This is a genomic window from Streptomyces sp. NPDC107517, assembly GCF_055582645.1.
In genome coordinates, this window is sequence record NZ_JBVJPM010000018.1 from 64,116 (window position 1) to 79,501 (window position 15,386).

Annotated in this window: 15 protein-coding genes and 1 riboswitch; of the genes, 13 read left to right on the forward strand and 2 right to left on the reverse strand. The window is 71.6% G+C overall.

Annotation, left to right across the window (positions count from 1 at the left end; genetic code table 11):
- Positions 1 to 74 precede the first annotated feature (74 nt).
- Positions 75 to 258: riboswitch (cobalamin riboswitch) on the forward strand.
- 111 nt (positions 259 to 369) lie between these two features.
- The 9 genes from ACZ67T_RS32555 (at position 370) to ACZ67T_RS32595 (ending at position 11,689) form a co-directional block, all read left to right on the forward strand.
- Entirely contained in the window at positions 370 to 1,908 is a 1,539-nt protein-coding gene (locus tag ACZ67T_RS32555) for an ABC transporter substrate-binding protein (protein ID WP_469988733.1), read from the forward strand.
- A 14-nt stretch (positions 1,909 to 1,922) separates the two neighbouring features.
- A complete protein-coding gene (locus tag ACZ67T_RS32560; RefSeq protein WP_469988734.1) occupies positions 1,923 to 2,870 on the forward strand; it encodes an ABC transporter permease in 948 nt (315 codons plus the stop codon).
- Positions 2,867 to 5,257 (forward strand): ABC transporter ATP-binding protein/permease, encoded by a 2,391-nt coding sequence (locus ACZ67T_RS32565; RefSeq protein ID WP_469988736.1) that lies wholly within the window; start codon positions 2,867 to 2,869, stop codon positions 5,255 to 5,257. Before ACZ67T_RS32560 ends, ACZ67T_RS32565 begins: the two co-directional genes overlap by 4 nt.
- 125 nt (positions 5,258 to 5,382) lie before the next feature.
- The gene (locus tag ACZ67T_RS32570; RefSeq protein WP_469988737.1) at positions 5,383 to 5,643 is read left to right on the forward strand and encodes a hypothetical protein; all 261 of its coding nucleotides are present in this window, start codon (positions 5,383 to 5,385) and stop codon (positions 5,641 to 5,643) included.
- Positions 5,643 to 7,928, forward strand: a complete 2,286-nt coding sequence (locus ACZ67T_RS32575) for a heavy metal translocating P-type ATPase (RefSeq protein WP_469988739.1) — start codon at positions 5,643 to 5,645, stop codon at positions 7,926 to 7,928. Before ACZ67T_RS32570 ends, ACZ67T_RS32575 begins: the two co-directional genes overlap by 1 nt.
- Complete coding sequence (locus tag ACZ67T_RS32580) at positions 7,925 to 8,449, forward strand: copper chaperone PCu(A)C (protein WP_469988741.1); 525 nt, start codon at positions 7,925 to 7,927, stop codon at positions 8,447 to 8,449. The genes ACZ67T_RS32575 and ACZ67T_RS32580 overlap by 4 nt, the downstream gene beginning before the upstream one ends.
- Before the next feature lie 366 nt (positions 8,450 to 8,815).
- A complete protein-coding gene (locus tag ACZ67T_RS32585; protein WP_469988743.1) occupies positions 8,816 to 9,853 on the forward strand; it encodes an ABC transporter substrate-binding protein in 1,038 nt (345 codons plus the stop codon).
- 74 nt (positions 9,854 to 9,927) lie between these two features.
- Complete coding sequence (locus tag ACZ67T_RS32590) at positions 9,928 to 10,887, forward strand: FecCD family ABC transporter permease (RefSeq protein WP_469988745.1); 960 nt, start codon at positions 9,928 to 9,930, stop codon at positions 10,885 to 10,887.
- A 7-nt stretch (positions 10,888 to 10,894) separates the two neighbouring features.
- On the forward strand, positions 10,895 to 11,689 hold the full coding sequence (locus ACZ67T_RS32595; protein WP_469988747.1) for an ABC transporter ATP-binding protein: 795 nt from the start codon (positions 10,895 to 10,897) through the stop codon (positions 11,687 to 11,689).
- A 164-nt stretch (positions 11,690 to 11,853) separates the two neighbouring features.
- Here the strand turns inward: ACZ67T_RS32595 and ACZ67T_RS32600 are convergent, their stop codons facing one another.
- Positions 11,854 to 12,027: a four-helix bundle copper-binding protein gene (locus ACZ67T_RS32600; RefSeq protein ID WP_469988749.1), complete on the reverse strand. Its 174-nt coding sequence runs from the start codon at positions 12,025 to 12,027 to the stop codon at positions 11,854 to 11,856.
- Between the two features lie 262 nt (positions 12,028 to 12,289).
- On the opposite strand from ACZ67T_RS32600, the gene ACZ67T_RS32605 reads away from it, so the two are divergent.
- Positions 12,290 to 12,532 carry a hypothetical protein gene (locus tag ACZ67T_RS32605; protein ID WP_469988751.1) on the forward strand — a complete coding sequence of 81 codons (243 nt, stop codon included), beginning with the start codon at positions 12,290 to 12,292 and terminating at the stop codon, positions 12,530 to 12,532.
- A gap of 25 nt (positions 12,533 to 12,557) precedes the next feature.
- On the opposite strand, the gene ACZ67T_RS32610 is transcribed toward ACZ67T_RS32605, so the two are convergent.
- A complete protein-coding gene (locus tag ACZ67T_RS32610; RefSeq protein WP_469988753.1) occupies positions 12,558 to 12,773 on the reverse strand; it encodes a heavy-metal-associated domain-containing protein in 216 nt (71 codons plus the stop codon).
- Positions 12,774 to 13,085: 312 nt separating this feature from the next.
- On the opposite strand from ACZ67T_RS32610, the gene ACZ67T_RS32615 reads away from it, so the two are divergent.
- From ACZ67T_RS32615 to ACZ67T_RS32625, 3 genes are read left to right on the forward strand one after another with little or no spacing between them, the layout of a single operon-like run.
- Positions 13,086 to 13,712 carry an ATP-binding cassette domain-containing protein gene (locus tag ACZ67T_RS32615; RefSeq protein ID WP_469988885.1) on the forward strand — a complete coding sequence of 209 codons (627 nt, stop codon included), beginning with the start codon at positions 13,086 to 13,088 and terminating at the stop codon, positions 13,710 to 13,712.
- Positions 13,709 to 14,587 carry a metal ABC transporter permease gene (locus ACZ67T_RS32620; RefSeq protein WP_469988755.1) on the forward strand — a complete coding sequence of 293 codons (879 nt, stop codon included), beginning with the start codon at positions 13,709 to 13,711 and terminating at the stop codon, positions 14,585 to 14,587. Before ACZ67T_RS32615 ends, ACZ67T_RS32620 begins: the two co-directional genes overlap by 4 nt.
- A complete protein-coding gene (locus tag ACZ67T_RS32625) occupies positions 14,536 to 15,363 on the forward strand; it encodes a metal ABC transporter solute-binding protein, Zn/Mn family (protein ID WP_469988757.1) in 828 nt (275 codons plus the stop codon). The genes ACZ67T_RS32620 and ACZ67T_RS32625 overlap by 52 nt, the downstream gene beginning before the upstream one ends.
- Positions 15,364 to 15,386: the final 23 nt, after the last annotated feature.

The following is a 15,386-nucleotide window of genomic DNA, read 5'->3' on the forward strand; positions in this document are numbered from 1 at the left end:
ATGGTTCCGTAGGCGCGGGCGCCCTGCTTGAGGGGTGTGGTGCGCCGCCGGCCGCACCCGCTCGCGATGGGCCGCGACATGCTCTGCATAATGGCGCCATACATCTGTACGACGGGGACCAGGAAGCCGGTGTGAGTCCGGCGCGGTCCCGCCACTGTGACCGGGGAGCGACCTCCATGGCCACGGCCCTCCAGGGCCGGAAGGCGGGGTGAGCGGTGATCCGGGAGTCAGGAGACTGGCCCGTCGTCATCCGTTCTGTCCGGGGCGTGGACTCCCCAGGAAGAGGTCGACGATGCGTGTGCGGCCAAGCCGTGCGATGTGCCTCTGCGTCGATGCCACCTCCGGGCCCGGCTCCGGGAGCCCGCTGGCATGACCCCACCGTTCGCACGACGTCAGGTACTGGCCGGGGCAGGTGCGCTCGCGGCGGTGACAGCGCTGGCCGCCTGCTCCTCGTCACAGTCGAAGGGGAGCGGTAAGGGCTCCGGCGGTTCGGGGGTGCTGCGGGCCGCCTTCAGCGCGGGCGGTTCGCGGGAGACGCTCGATCCGCACCCCGCGCCGCTCTTCGTCGACCAGGCCCGTTCCAAAGCCCTGTACGACAGCCTGCTCACGTACAAGGACGACATGTCCGTGCGGAGCAGGCTCGCCGAGTCCTGGGAGAGCGACCGGGCCGGATCGACCTGGCGGATACGGCTGCGGGACGCCCGCTTCCACGACGGCAAACCGGTCACCGCCGCCGACGCGCTGTGGAACTACCGGCGCATCGCGGACCCGAAGACCACCGCCTCCTCGCAGCAGCTGTTCGCCTCCGTCGACTTCGCCGCCTGCCGCGCCTCGGGGCGTGACCTCACCCTCGTACTGCAAAAGCCCGACTTCGAGTTCCCGAGCGCGCTCGCCGCGGCCGGTACCGAGATCGTGCCGAAGGACACCAAGGACTTCCGGTCCCCGGTCGGGTCGGGGCCCTTCCGGTTCGCGTCCTTCACGCCTGGCGGCAAGGCGGTGTTCCGGGCGTGGGACGACCACTGGGCCGGGCGCCCGCACATCGACGAGCTGCAGTTCGTCCCCGTCAACGAGGAGCGGGCGCGGCTGAACGCGCTGCTGTCCGGACAGGTGGACTACGCCCATGACCTGTCCGCCGCCTCCGCCGCGCGGCTGAGCGGCCGGGACGGATTCACCCTCGCGCACAGCAAGTTCGCCACCATGCAGGCGATCCTTCTCCGCCTCGACCGGGCACCGTTCGACGACCCCCGCCTCGTGCGCGCCTTCGCGCTCGGGCTCGACCGCGAGCACCTGGTCGAGGTGGCGCTGGGTGGGCGCGGGAGTGTCGGCAACGACCTGTTCGGACGCGGCCTGCGTGGCTACCCGAACGGTCTGCCGAAGCCGGAGCGGGACGTCGACGCCGCCCGCGCCCTGGTCAAGGCGGCCGGAGCGGAAGGTCTCGCCATCCCGTTGGAGACCGGCGACGCCGACCCGACCTGGCGCAACGCCTCCTCCCTGATCGCGGGCCAGCTGAAGGACATCGGTCTGAAGGTCACTCCGCACGTGCGCTCCGCCGCCACCTACTTCGGGGAGATCAAGACCAAGGGCGTCGCCCGGCACAGCCGCACGGCCACCCTGCCCATCCCGAGCGTGCTGCGCTCCCGACTGCGCACGAACGCGGCCAACAACCTCACGCACTACCACTCCGACCGCTTCGACCAGCTGCTCGACCAGGCCATCGCCACGCGCGACGAGCACGAACGCCTGGCGCTCCTGGGCCGGGCGCAGAGGATCGCCCGCGAGGACAGCGGTCAGTTGGTGTGGGGGTTCAGCGACTGGATCATCGGCCACACCGCGCAGGTGTCCGGTGTGCGGGCCGCGCCGCCGAACTCGGCGGACTGGGCTCGTTTCGACCGCGTCCGTCTCGGCTGAAGAGGAACTGGCCCGTGCGTCGGTATGTGGTGACGAGGACGGCCACCGCGGTGGTGCAGTGCGCGGCCGTCCTCGTCGTGGTCTTCGCGCTGACCGCCGTGCTGCCGGGCGACACGGTGGACGCGGTGCTCGGCGAGAACACGACACCTCAGCAGGCCGCCGTCGCCCGCGCCGAAGTCGGCCTGGACCAGCCGGTGTTCACGCGGTTCTGGGAGTGGGGCGGGTCCCTGTGCGGGGGCGATCTCGGGCACTCTCTGGTGACCGGTCTGCCGGTGACGCACGAGATCGGTACGCGACTCGCGGCGACGGCCGCGCTGACCCTGCTCGCCCTCGTCGTCGTGCTCCCGCTCGCGATGGGCCTCGGCGTGTGGACCGGGCTTACCGAGGGCGGCGTCCCGGACCGTGTCCTGAACGGGGTGGCGGTCGCGCTCAACGCAATACCGGAGTTCGTCCTGGGCCTGCTGCTGACCGCGTGGCTGGCCCTCGGCGCGGGGCTCTTCCCGGCCACCGCGGCCGGGCTGACGGGCGCCGGGGTCATCGGTTCCCCGTCCGTCCTGGTGCTGCCCGTCGCCGTGCTGGTCTGCCGTCAGCTGTGCGATCTGGCCCGGCAGGTGAGGATCGCGGTCGCCGAGGGCGCACGCGGTCCGGTCGCCCGCCAGCTGCGGTTGCTCGGACTCTCCGAGCGTACGGTCGTGCTGTGGCACGTGCTGCCCGGCGCGCTCGCCCCGGCCGTCCAGCAACTGGCCCGCTGTGTGGACGGGTTGCTCGGCGGCGCGGTCGTCGTCGAGGCGCTCTTCGCCATCGGCGGCCTGGGCACCGGTTTCGTCGACGCGGTGCAGGACCGGGACATCCCGACGGTCCAGGGATACGCGCTGCTCTTCGCGGTGACGACCGTCGTGGTCAACCTCGCGGCCGACCTGACCGTCCATCGCCTGGCGCCGCGACGGGAGTCGCGCCCATGACACCGATGACAGTGACAGCACCGCAGCGCGAGGGGCGCCGCCCGGCGCGGGCGGCGCGTCGCTTCGGCGACGCCCTCGTTCTGCTGCTGTGGGGTGTCCCGGTGCTGGTCGCGATCGTGGGGCCGTTCGTCGCCGGTTCCACCGCGTCCGTGGCCGCCCCCTACCTGCCGTCGGCAGCTCATCATCCGCTGGGGACGGACGCGCTGGGCCGTGACGTCCTGGCTCTCGCCCTGAGCGGCGGCCGCACCGTGGTGGCCGTGTCCGCCGGTGCGCTGTGCGGGGCCTACCTGCTCGCCGTGCCGGTCGGCCTGCTCGCCGCTGGAGCGCGTCGCCGCGTCACCGACGAGGCCCTCATGCGCGGCGTGGACGTCCTCCTCGCGCTCCCCGGCCTCCTGCTGCTGATGACGCTGGCCGCGGCGGGGCACGGGGACGTGCCGACCCTGATCGCATCCGTGGCCGTGCTTCAGCTTCCGGCCGCCGCACGCCTCGTGCGCTCCGCCGCCCTGGCACCCGGATGCCGTACGGCGATGGAGGCGCTGCGGCTCCAGGGCGCCCCGTGGTGGATGCGGGAGCGCTATGTCCTGCGCTGCGTGGCGGGACCGGTGGCGACCGACGCGGGCAGCAGGTTCGTCCTCGTGCTCGGCCTGCTGGCCTCGGCGAACTTCCTCGGCCTGGGGCTGCCCGCCGACTCCGCCGACTGGGCCGTCCTGGTGGAACGCAACACGGACGCCCTGTTCCTCCAGCCCGCCGCCGTGCTGGCCCCGGCCGTCCTGCTGACGACGCTGTGCGTGGGTGTCAACCTCGGCCTCGACCGGCTGCTCGGCCGCGGCCGGGCCCGGAACGCCCCCGCGACGACCTCAGCCGCGTCCGTCGCGAACACCGCTTCCCCGGCCCCGGGAGGGCCGTTCCTTTCGGACACCCTGCTCACCTGCCGGGACCTGACCGTGCGCACGGACACCGACGTGGAGCTGATCAGCGAGGTGGACCTGATGCTGCGTCCCGGACAGGTGCTGGCCGTCGTCGGTCCCTCGGGCAGCGGCAAGACCACCCTCGGGCTGGCCGCGCTCGGACTCGCGGAACCGGGTCTCTCCGTGGGCGGAGCGGTGCTCTGGGCAGGCCGGGACCTCCTGGCGCTGTCGGAACGCGAGCGCCGCGCACTCCGGGCAGGGAAGGCCGCCCACCTCCCGCAGGACCCGGCCACCGTACTGGATCCCGTCCGCACGGTCGGGGCGACTCTCAAGGAGGTGGCCCGCGCCGCCCTGGGTCGTCGTGCCCCGCGTGCCGACATCGAGCGGGCAGTCGCGGCAGCGCTCGAAGCGGCCGGTCTGGACGACGCCCGCGCGCTGCTGCACCGCCGTCCCCACCAGCTGTCGGGCGGACAGCAGCAGCGCATGGCCCTGGCAACCGCCCTGGTGGCACGACCCCGCCTGCTCGTCCTCGACGAACCCACCAGCGCACTCGACATGCGCACGACCCAGCGCCTGTGCGAGCGGCTGCGCACACTCGCGCGAACCGGCACCGCGCTGCTGGTGATCACGCACGACCTGCGGTTCGCCGCCGAAATCGCGGACGACGTGCTCGTCATGGAAGCGGGCTGTGCCGTCTCCGCGCAGCTCTCCGACCTCGCCGTCGACGACCCCGCACTCCAGCACATCCCGCCGCAACGCGCCCGGCCCGGCCCCGCGCCCACGCAGACGCGGGTCGAGGCCCAGGCGACGGCGGTACGCCTGCCCGGGCGGCGGCGGGCCCTGCTGGAACCCGTGTCGCTCTCCTTCCCCGCGGGCAGCCGCTCGCTCCTGCTGGGTCCGTCAGGCTCGGGGAAGACGACGCTGGCCCGCGCCCTGACCGGACTCGTGCCCGCCCAGGGCGCCGTCCTGCACGCGGGACGTACGCTCCCGGCGCGGCTGGCCGACCGTGGGCGGGACGAACTGCGGGCCGTGCAGTACGTGCACCAGGACAGCCGTGCCTCCTTCGACGTCCATCGCGCCGTGCTCCCGCAGATCGCCGAGACGGCACACCGGCTGCGCGGCCTGCCCCGCGCAGAAGCCGTGCACGAAGCCCTCACCCTGGGGAACACCCTGGGGCTCCCGGAGACCACGCTGCAGCGCAGGCCGGCTGCCCTGTCCGGCGGCCAGCTGCAACGGGCCGCCCTGATCCGCGCGCTGGGCGCGCGACCGGACCTCCTCATCACGGACGAGGCCACGGCCGCTCTGGACGCCGCCGCCGCGCGCCGGGTCCTGAAGCTGCTGGCGGACGTGGCCGAGCGGGACGGCACCGCCGTGTTGTTCATCAGCCACGACCGCGGGCCGGCTCGCGCCTGGGCCGATCGCGTGGTCGTCGTCGAGGACGGATGTCTGTACTCGGCAGCGGATCCGGCAGCGTGGTGACGTACGTCACGAGGTGAGTGGGGAACGGGAGCGGCCGCGTATCCGACTACTGAGCAGACGCCGGGTGCTCCCTGTCCGGAGCGCAGGGTGGGGGAGCGGCGGGTTCGACCCGATCAGGAGAGACAGTGAGTCAAGCCCCCGAAGGTGACAACACCTTCCCGTCCTCCGCCGAAGACCGCAGGCGGCGCGGATTTGCGCCGCCCGCCCTGTTCGGCTTCGTCCTACTGCTGGCGTTGATGTTCGGCGCCGCGTACGCCGTCGGGCATGCCGTGGGGCCGGTCGCGCCCGGTATGCACGGGACCGGGAGCGGCAGCGGGACAGGCGGTCACGGCGGTGACTCCGGTGGCATGGGCGGGATGGACATGGATCACGGGAGTGGCGGCTGATGGGTGCCGGGACCATACCGTCCGTGACGGTCACCGACATCACGGTCGGTGGGATGACCTGTGCCGCGTGCGTGCGCCGGGTGGAGAAGAAGCTGGCCAAGCTGGACGGCGTCGCGGCGAGCGTGAATCTCGCGACGGGCAACGCCCGGGTGAGCCACCCTGCGGACGTCACGCCGCTGGAGCTGGTGGCCGCGGTGGAGCAGGCCGGGTACACGGCCCGTATCCCGGAGGCCGAGGCGGAGAAGAAACGCGACGACGAGGAGTCCGGCGCGGACCGGGCCGAACGGCAGCGGCTCGTGATCGTGGCCCTGCTGGCGGTGCCGGTGATCGCCTTGTCGATGGTGCCGTCGCTGCAGTTCCGCAACTGGCAGTGGCTGTGCTTCATGCTGGCCGCGCCGGTCGCGACGTGGGGTGCCTGGCCGTTCCACGTACGGGCGTTGCGCGGGGCGCGGCACGGTGCGGCGACGATGGACTCGCTGGTCTCGCTCGGCGTGGTCGCCTCCTTCGCCTGGTCGGTGTACGCACTGTTCTTGGGCGGGGCGGGGCAGCCGGGGATGCGGATGCCGTTCACCCTGGTGCCGTCCGCCTCCTACGGCGCCGCCCACCTGTATCTGGAGGCGGCGGTCGGTGTGCCGCTGTTCGTGCTGACCGGGCGGTTCCTGGAGGCGCGGGCACGGCGGGGCACGGGGGCCGCGCTGCGGTCACTGGCCCGTCTCGGTGTCAAGGACGTGGCGGTGCGCGAAGGGCGCGGCGAGCGGCTCGTGCCGATCGAGGAACTGACCGTCGGCGTCACCTTCCTCGTACGCCCTGGAGAGCGTGTCGCCACCGACGGCGTGGTGGTGGAAGGAAGGTCGGCGGTCGACCGGTCTCTGGTCACCGGCGAGAGCGAGCCGGTGGAGGCCGGGCCCGGGGATCCGGTGGTCGGGGGCGCGGTCAACGCGGGTGGAATGCTCCTCGTGCGGGCCACCTCGGTCGGTGCGGACACCCAACTGGCGCGTATCGCCCGGTTGGTGACCGAGGCACAGGCCGGCAAGGCGCGCGCCCAGCGGCTCGCGGACTCGGTGGCCGGGGTGTTCGTGCCGGTGATCCTCGCCCTCGCGGCGACGACGCTGGGCTTCTGGCTCGGGGCGGGCGCCGAGGCGCAGGCGGCGGTCACCGCGTGCGTGGCGGTGTTGGTGGTGGCGTGTCCGTGCGCGCTGGGGCTCGCCACGCCCACGGCGCTGATGGCCGCGACCGGCCGGGGCGCGCAGTTGGGCGTACTGGTGACCGGGCCGCAGGCGCTGGAGGGCTTGCAGCACATCGACACCGTGGTCCTGGACAAGACCGGCACGCTCACCTCGGGGCACATGAGTGTCGCCCGGGTCACCGTCATCCCCGACGGCATGACGGGGGATGAGGTGCTGCGCCTCGCCGCGGCGGTCGAGGACGCGTCCGAGCATCCGCTGGGACGGGCGATCACCGTTCACGCGGTGCGCGCGCTCGCTGACGAAGTGCTGCCTGCTGTACGGGATTTCGAGGCAGTGCCCGGCTTCGGAGTGCGCGGCCGCGTCGAGGAGCGCTTCGTCGAGGTGTGCACCGTCACCGACGACCTTCCCGAAGCGCTCACCGGCGCGCTGCGCTCCGCCGAGGAGTCCGCGCACACCGCGGTACAGGTACGCGTCGACGGTGACACCGTGGCGCTGATGGCCGTGGGGGATGTGGTGCGTCCGGGCAGCTACCGCGCCGTGGACCGGTTGCGTCGCCTGGGCGTGCGCCCGGTCCTGGCCACCGGCGACCGCGAGGCTCCGGCCCGTGCGGTGGCCGCGCAGCTGTCCATCGAGACCGTCCATGCCGCCTGTTCACCCGAGAGCAAGGCGGAACTGGTCGCCGCCCTCAGGGCTGAGGGGCGCCAGGTGGCCGTCGTGGGCGACGGCGTGAACGACGCGGCAGCGCTCGCTTCGGCGGATCTGGGAATCGCTATGGGGGCGGGCACGGACGTGGCGATCGGAGCCGCCGACGTGACGCTGGTGCGCGGCGACATCGAGGCGCTGGCCGACGCGGTCCGCCTGTCGCGCACGACGCTCGCCACCATTCGCACCAACCTGGTCTGGGCGTTCGGCTACAACGTCGTGACCGTGCCGCTGGCCATGGTCGGCCTGCTCAATCCGATGCTCGCCGCCGCGGCGATGTCGGTCAGCTCGGTGCTCGTGGTCGCCAACAGTCTGCGGCTGCGCACCTGGCAGCCGGCTCCGACCGCCGTCCGGAAGTCGAACAAGCCCCGGCGACGGGCAGGGAGTGACTGGTGACCATACCCGGACCGCGGACCGCGTCGTCGGCGACGAGCCGCCTCAAGGCGTCGGCGCTCGCCGCCGCCGCACCCGTTGCGGCCTGCCTGGCCGCGCTCGGCGGGCTGACCGCCTGGACCTCGCTCGGCCACGCCGGGACGCCTCCCGACCTCACGGTGACCCGGGCACGCGTCTTCCAGCCGACCGGAGGCACTCCGGACACGGCCGCGTTCTTCCGCGTCACGAACGAGGGCGGCGCCGCGGACGAACTCATCGAGGTGACGTCGCCGTCGGTGCCCGGCAGCATCGCGCTGAGCCGGCACCGGATGACACCGCAGGGCGCGGCCTACCGCGACACGGCCGACCGGCTGTCGGTGCCGGCCCACGGCGTGCTGGACATGTCCCCGACGTCGAGCGACGTGACCGTGCCCGCCGACCGGAACTGGCGGGTGGGCGACCGGATCTGGTTCGAGCTGCGCTTCGAGCACAGCGGCACCCTGCGGGTCCGTGCGGAGGTGGCGCGGCCCGGTTTCCCGGACTGACCAACCCCGGGGTCGCGCAGCGCGAACCAGCGATACGAGAAGGGTTTCAATTCCAGGTAGTAGCGCAATTAGAGCGCTCGTTCCCGCCTCGGGAAATCTGAATCTTCATGGGTGCCACGGGGGCGCGGGGCTTTCGGAGCACCCCTTTCTGTGCCAGCATCTCCTCTGCGGAGCGCGATGGAATTCGCCTTCCCGAGCGCGCTTCGCACTCCTGTCGGCTGCAGTGATCGCCATATCCCGTCCCGGTGCGGGGAGCAGTCGACAGGTTTTTTGTGTCTCTGACCCGGGAACCTTTCGGCGGTGTTTCCCGACTACTGCTTCGGGGTGATCGAGCGGCCCCTTTCGTCCGTAGACCGAGGAGCGCACATGCCCATCCGCAGACCCCTGGCAGCCGTCGTGGCCGCCCTGGCCCTGAGTTTCGCGGCCACCGCCTGCGGCGGCACGCGAAGCGACGACGGACCGGGTGAGAAGGCGGACACCGCAGCACGCTCCGGCTACCCCGCGACGATCGAGAACTGCGGGACGACCCAGGTCTTCGACAAGGCGCCCAGCCGCGTCGTCGTGATGAACGGCGCGTCCGTCGCCGAGGTCTCGACGCTGCTGGCGCTCGGTCTCGGCGACAAGATCGTCGCGAACCAGCAGTCGTACGGTATGTCCGAGGTGCCGGGCCGCGCAGCGGCGATCAAGAAGCTGCCGACCGGTGGGGTGAAGCTGAACGAAGCCTTCGACATTCCCCGGGAGTCGATGATCGGGCTGCGCCCCGACCTCGTTCTCTCGACGACCTCGTACGGTTTCGACGCGAAGAACGGATTCGCCACCCGCGACGAATTGAAGAACGTCGGCGCGCGCACCTACATTTCCCCGCAGGGCTGCCACGACGAGAACTCGAAGCTCACCACAGAGGACAGCTACCGCCTGTTGCGCGACATGGGCCGGATCTTCCACGTGCCGGACCGTGCGGAGAAAATCATCGCGGCTTCGCGCAAGCACATCGCCGACCTTTCCTCGAAAGTGAAGGGGAAGAAGAAGCCGAAGGTGATGATGCTGTTCACGAACATGTCGATGGGCGGCAACGACTTCAGCTCCGTGGTCGCCAAGGGCATTTACAACGACATCCTCGACAAGGCGGGAGCCACCAACGTCTTCGAGAACGCGTCGAAGACGTCGTTCGCCGACCTGAGCAAGGAGAAGGTCGCGGCCACGGATGTCGACGCGCTCGTCGTCATCGCCTACCAGGACCCGAATCCCGCGGCCTACGCCGAGAAGCTGTTCAAGGAGTTCCCCCAGTGGCCGGCCGCGAAGAACCACCTGTACGTGACGCTGTCCGACTCGATCTACCTGAGCCCCGACAACGACCTGGCCGTGGAACGCCTCGCGAAGAAGCTCCACCCCGACGCGTTCTGAGCCCGGCGCCGGGCCGCCGCCGCGCGGGTCTCGCCTTCGCTGTCCTGCCCGTCGCCCTGGTCGCCGTCCTGCTCGTGGCCGTCAGTGTCGGCGCGGTCAGTGTCCCGCTGCATGACGTGTGGCAGATCGTCTGGCACCACGTCACCGGCCGCGGCCCGGCGTTCGGCGACATCGCGACCGACCAGATCGTATGGACGTTCCGCACGCCGCGCGTCGTCCTCGCCGCGCTTGCCGGAGCGGGGCTCGCCCTGTCCGGCGGGGTGCTGCAGACCGTGGTCGCCAATCCGCTCGCCGATCCGATCGTGCTCGGCTTCTCCTACGGCGCCACGCTCGGCGCCGTCCTCGTCATCACCCTGGGCGGCGGAGCGGCCCTGTTCGGCCTCGGCGTCTCCGCCGCCGCCTTCGTGGGGGCAGTGATCGCGGGAGCATCGGTGTTCTGGCTCGGGCGGCGCAGCGGCCGGATGGCGCCAACCCGGCTGATCCTGGCCGGAGTCGCGGTCGGCTACGTCTTTCTGTCGGCCACCAGCTACGTCCAGCTCCAGGCGTCGCCCACTGAGCTGCGTACGGTGATGTTCTGGATGCTCGGCAGCGTTGCCGGTGCACAGTGGCACCAACTGCCCGCCGTCACCGCGGTCGTCGTCGGCTGCACCGTGCTGCTGACGCTTTTCGGGCGGCGGCTCAACGTGCTGCTCGCCGGCGACGAGACCGCCACCTCCCTGGGCACCGACGTCAACCGCCTCCGCACGGTTCTGCTGCTGCTCAGCGCGCTGCTCACCGGATCGGTCATCGCGGTGGCGGGCAGCATCGGCTTTGTCGGCCTGATGATCCCTCACCTGGTAAGGCTGACGGTCGGCGCCGACCACCGCAGACTCCTGCCGCTGTCCGCCCTGCTCGGCGCGGTCTACCTGGTCCTGGTCGACCTGCTGTCCCGAACGCTGAACCGCCCCAACGAACTCCCCCTGGGCATCCTCACCGCTCTCCTCGGCGCCCCGTTCTTCCTCTGGCTGCTGCGCCGCAACAAGGGTCTGGACTGAACTCACGATGCGACTCACCGTCGACCGCCTCCACGTCCACCTGGACCGGCACCCGATCCTCCACGGGGTGGACATCGACGCCCGCCCCGGCGACCTCGTGGGCCTGGTGGGACCCAACGGCAGCGGCAAGTCGACGCTCCTGCGCGCCGTCTACCGGTCCCTGCGACCCGTCCGTGGTGTGGTGCGGGTGGGCGGCCACGACATCTGGGAGTTGAGCCCCCGGGCCGCCGCCCTGCGGACCGCCGCCGTCCTCCAGGACGGCACCGGCGGAGCAGGCGGGCTGACGGTCACGGAGACGATCGCCCTGGGGCGCGCCCCGCACCACGGACTGCTGGGGCGTGACGGCCCTCAGGACGAACACGCCGTCCAGGACGCCCTCGACGGCTGCGCCGTGCGACACCTGGCCCACCGCGACTACGCCTCGTTGTCCGGCGGCGAACGCCAACGCGTGCTGCTGGCACGCGCCCTGGCTCAGCACCCGAGGCTGCTGGTCCTGGACGAACTGACCAACCACCTCGACATCCGAGCCCGGTTCGAGCTCCTGGATCTGATCCGCTCCACCGGGATCACGACCCTCGCCGTCCTGCACGACCTCGATCTCGCGGCCCGCTTCTGCGACCACCTCATCGTCCTCGACGAAGGCGCGGTAGCGGTCAGCGGGCCGGTCCTCGACGTCCTCACACCGGCTGTTCTCGCCAAGGTGTTCGGCGTCAGCGCCACGGCGCGGCGCGACGCCGACGGAGTCATCAGGATCACCTACGCCGCCGAACCGCTGGCCACGGCACCGTCGCCCCCGCGCTGAACGCGCTCACCGGCGCAGTTCCGTGACCAGTTCCTCACACGCCTCGGCGGCCTGCCCGGCGGCCTGCGAGCACAGGCGGCAGTGTTCGCGGTGTGCCGCGTGGCGCCCGCACCGCTCCTGCGCGTCCCGGCAGACGATGAAGCAGGCCGCGAGCTGCGCCGAGATCAGCGGGCGCTGGGCGCGTCCCCGCGCACCAGCAGCCGGGACGCGGTGGCCGTGACGTCCGCGCAGTCGAGATTCTGCGTGATCGCCTCGCGCAGCGAGTCCGCGTCCTTGTCGGCGAGCATGCCCGCCGCGCAGGCGCTGCTGGACTGTGCGCTGACGTCCAGCGCGGTCACAGGCGGGAGAGGAGTTCGCTGTCGACAGACAGACGGCCGCCGACGCTTTCGATGAGCTTCAGCGTGTTCGGCATGGCAACCCCCGCAGGTGGGAATGGCAGGTGTTGTCAGTGCCGAGACTACCCGAAAAGTCGTTAAATCCCCTATGTCGTAAGACGTTTACCTTTGAGGGAGGTGTCGGCGATCGAGGGCCCTGCCATGAAGACGAGCGCACCTTCGAGTCCGACGACATGGCCGGGGGAGAGTCCCACCGTCGGGGCCGGTGTCGCTCGTTGCCCGATGGCGCGAGCGCGCTTTCGCCTGGTCCCTTCCGTTGACCACGACGCTGCTGCTGGCCGCCGCGTGCGGCTGGCTCGGATCCCGGATCGACACCGTCACCGGCGCCTGGGCAGGTGCTCTCGCGGGACTCCTCGCCAGCCTGGAGCTGCACCTGTTCGTGCACCGGACGCTGTCCCGCGCACGCGCCGGTTCGTGGCACCGCACGCCCGGTCGGCGAAAGGGCTGAGCGGGACCCGCGCCCCTCACCGCCCTCAGGCGTCAGCCGTGGCGGCCGCTTCGTAGCCCGCCTCCTCGATCGCTGAGCGCAGCAGCGTGTCGTCCAGGTCCGTCCCGGTCACCCGTACCGTGTCACTCGCGAGGTCGACGGTCACCTCGGTGACGCCAGGAACGGCGGTCACCTGCTCCGTGACCGCGGCGGCGCAGTGCCCGCAGGTCATGCCGGTGACGCGGTAGTCGATTCGATGCATGGCGCAACTCCTGGAAACAAGAAGACGTGTGTGCGTCTTCGGATACGTGCGTGAGTGGACCGGCGTTCAGCCGACCCCCTTCTCCACGAGTCGGGCGGCTCCGGGCTCCGGTTCCCTCGTGTCACGAGAGTCACTCAGCGGGGTGAAGCCGCTGCGTTCGCCGACATTCCGGCCGCTCCTCCCGTCCCGGGCGTCCTCCTGCGGCCGGGCCTGCCCGGGTGAAAAAGCGGGCCCGTGCCGGGAACTGGTGCGGGCGCCTTCACGACTCCTCTCACGAGCCGACGAAAGGTGCGAGAGGGCGTGTGGGACGCGATGGACATCCGGATGCGGGGCGTCGCCTGCCGGCATGGCCGGGTCGAGGCGGTGGCCGGCGTGGACCTGGCCGTCGCGGCGGGCGAGCGGGTAGCTCTGACCGGCACCAACGGATCCGGTAAGACAACGCTGATCCGCGCGGTCCTCGGACTGCACCGCGGTCATGACGGTGAGATCCGCGTCGGAGGACGGCAGGCCAGGACCTCCGCGGACTGGGCGTGGCGGCGGCGCGCCTGCGCCTGGGTTCCGCAGAAGCCGGCGACCGGCCGGTTCCCCCTGCTGGCAAGCGAGTTGCTGCACTCCAGCGGTTCACCCGAGGCGGCGACGGAGGCCGCCGGCCGCTTGGGCGTGGCGGACCTGGCCGGGCGCCCGTTGCACACTCTCTCCGGAGGGCAGCTGCAACGCATGTACCTGGCCCGAGCGGTCGGCGCGGTGGCGGCGGGCGCGGGGGTGCTTCTCGCCGACGAGCCCACCGCAGCGCTCGACTTCGCGGGACAGGAGGAGGCGGCCGGGGTGCTGCTGGCCCTGCCCGTCACCGTCGTCGTCGTCACCCACGACCGTGCGCTGGCCGACCGGTGCGACCGGGTGCTCGAAATGGCGGCCGGCCGGTTGCGGGAGGTCCGGTGACGGGCCTGGCCACGGCCGACCTTGGGCCGCTTCTGGAGCTCGTGCCGGTGCGGCGGGCCGGGTTCGCGCTGCTGCTGGCCGCTATCGGATTGCCGGTGATCGGTGTGGTGATCGTCGGCCTGGACATCATGCCGGTGCGGTTCGCGATGATGCACGTGGCGCTGCTCGGCATCGCGGTCGGGCTGCTCACCGGCCTGGACCCGATATTCTGCGCGCTGGTGGTCTGCGGGCTCGCCGGCGCGGGCGTGGCGCCTCTGGCCCGCTCACCCGACGGGCTGTCGGGCGCCATGGGGCTGCTGATGAGTCTGGCGATCGCCGCGGCGCTGCTCGTCCTGTCCGTCTCCGGGGTCAACGCGCAAGGAGCGTTCGCGCTGTTGTGGGGGTCGATCCTGTCGGTCGGCGCCGCCGACCTGTGGCTTCTGGGCGCGCTGGCCGTCGTCGTACCGGTGCTCTTCCGGTGGCGCAGGCGCGATCTGGCGCTCCTGCTGCACGACCGGGAACTGGCCCTGGTCTCCGGAGTGCGGGTCGACCTCCTCACCGTCGTGCTGCTGGTCCTGGTCGCCGTGTCCGTCGCCGCCGCCATCCAGCTGACCGGGGCCCTGCTGGTGGACGCGCTGACCTTGTTGCCGGCCCTCGCGGCCCGGCGCCTCGGCACGTCCCTGACGTTCATCACGCTCTGGGCCGTCGGGATCGGGGTGGTCGTCAACCTCACCGGCTTTCTCGTCGCCCTGAAACTGGACTGGCCCCCTGGCCCCGTCCTCGTCCTGACGGCAGGCGCCGTGGTGCTGGCCGTCCACCTCATACCCGAACGGAGAATCCGCTCATGGCGCGCAACCGCGTCCGTGTCCACCCCGTCCCTGCCGTCCTCGCACTGAGTCTGACGACCGCGCTGGCGTTCACGCTCACCGGCTGCGGTGACGACTCGTCCGACAACGACGGAACGGGAGCCAAGGAGACAGGCGGCTCGTCCGACGCTCCCGTCGTCGTGGCGACCACCACCTGGGAGGCCGGCTTCGCGAAGGCCGCCGGTGCCCAGGACGTGAAGGTGATCGTCCCCGCCTCCGCTCAGCACGCCCCCGACTACGACCCCAAGCCGTCGGACCTTGCCGCCGTCGCCGAGGCGGACTTCGTGCTCTACGCGCCGTTCGAGCCGTACGCCGAGCAGATCAGGCAGGCCGTCGGCTCCGACGCCGAGCTCGTCGAGGTGGGACTGGACAACGACGCGAGCAAGGTGCCCGACGAGGTGACGCGGCTCGGAAAGATGTTCGGCACGCAGGAAGCGGCCAAGAAGTGGAACTCCACGTTCACCAGCCGGTATGCCACCCTGGGTGAGGACCTCCGCAAGGCGTGGCCGGACGGCAAGGCCCCGACCGCGGTCGCCCAGGTGTATTCCACCTGGGCGGCGAAGATGGCGGGCGCCCGCGTGGTCGGCACGTACGGACCGCAGGCCCCGACGGCCAAGCAGGTGGCCCAACTGGGTGCGAGGAAGCCCGACTTCGTCCTGGACAACGTGCACATGACGACCGGTGACGTACTGCCGGACTCCGTCACCGAGCAGGTAGAGGTCGTCAACTATCCCGGCAAGGACCTGGATCTGCTCGCCGTCTACGAGAACGCGGCGAGCACGATCGAGAAGGCCATGAAGTCCTGACCCGACCCGTCACCGCACCGGTC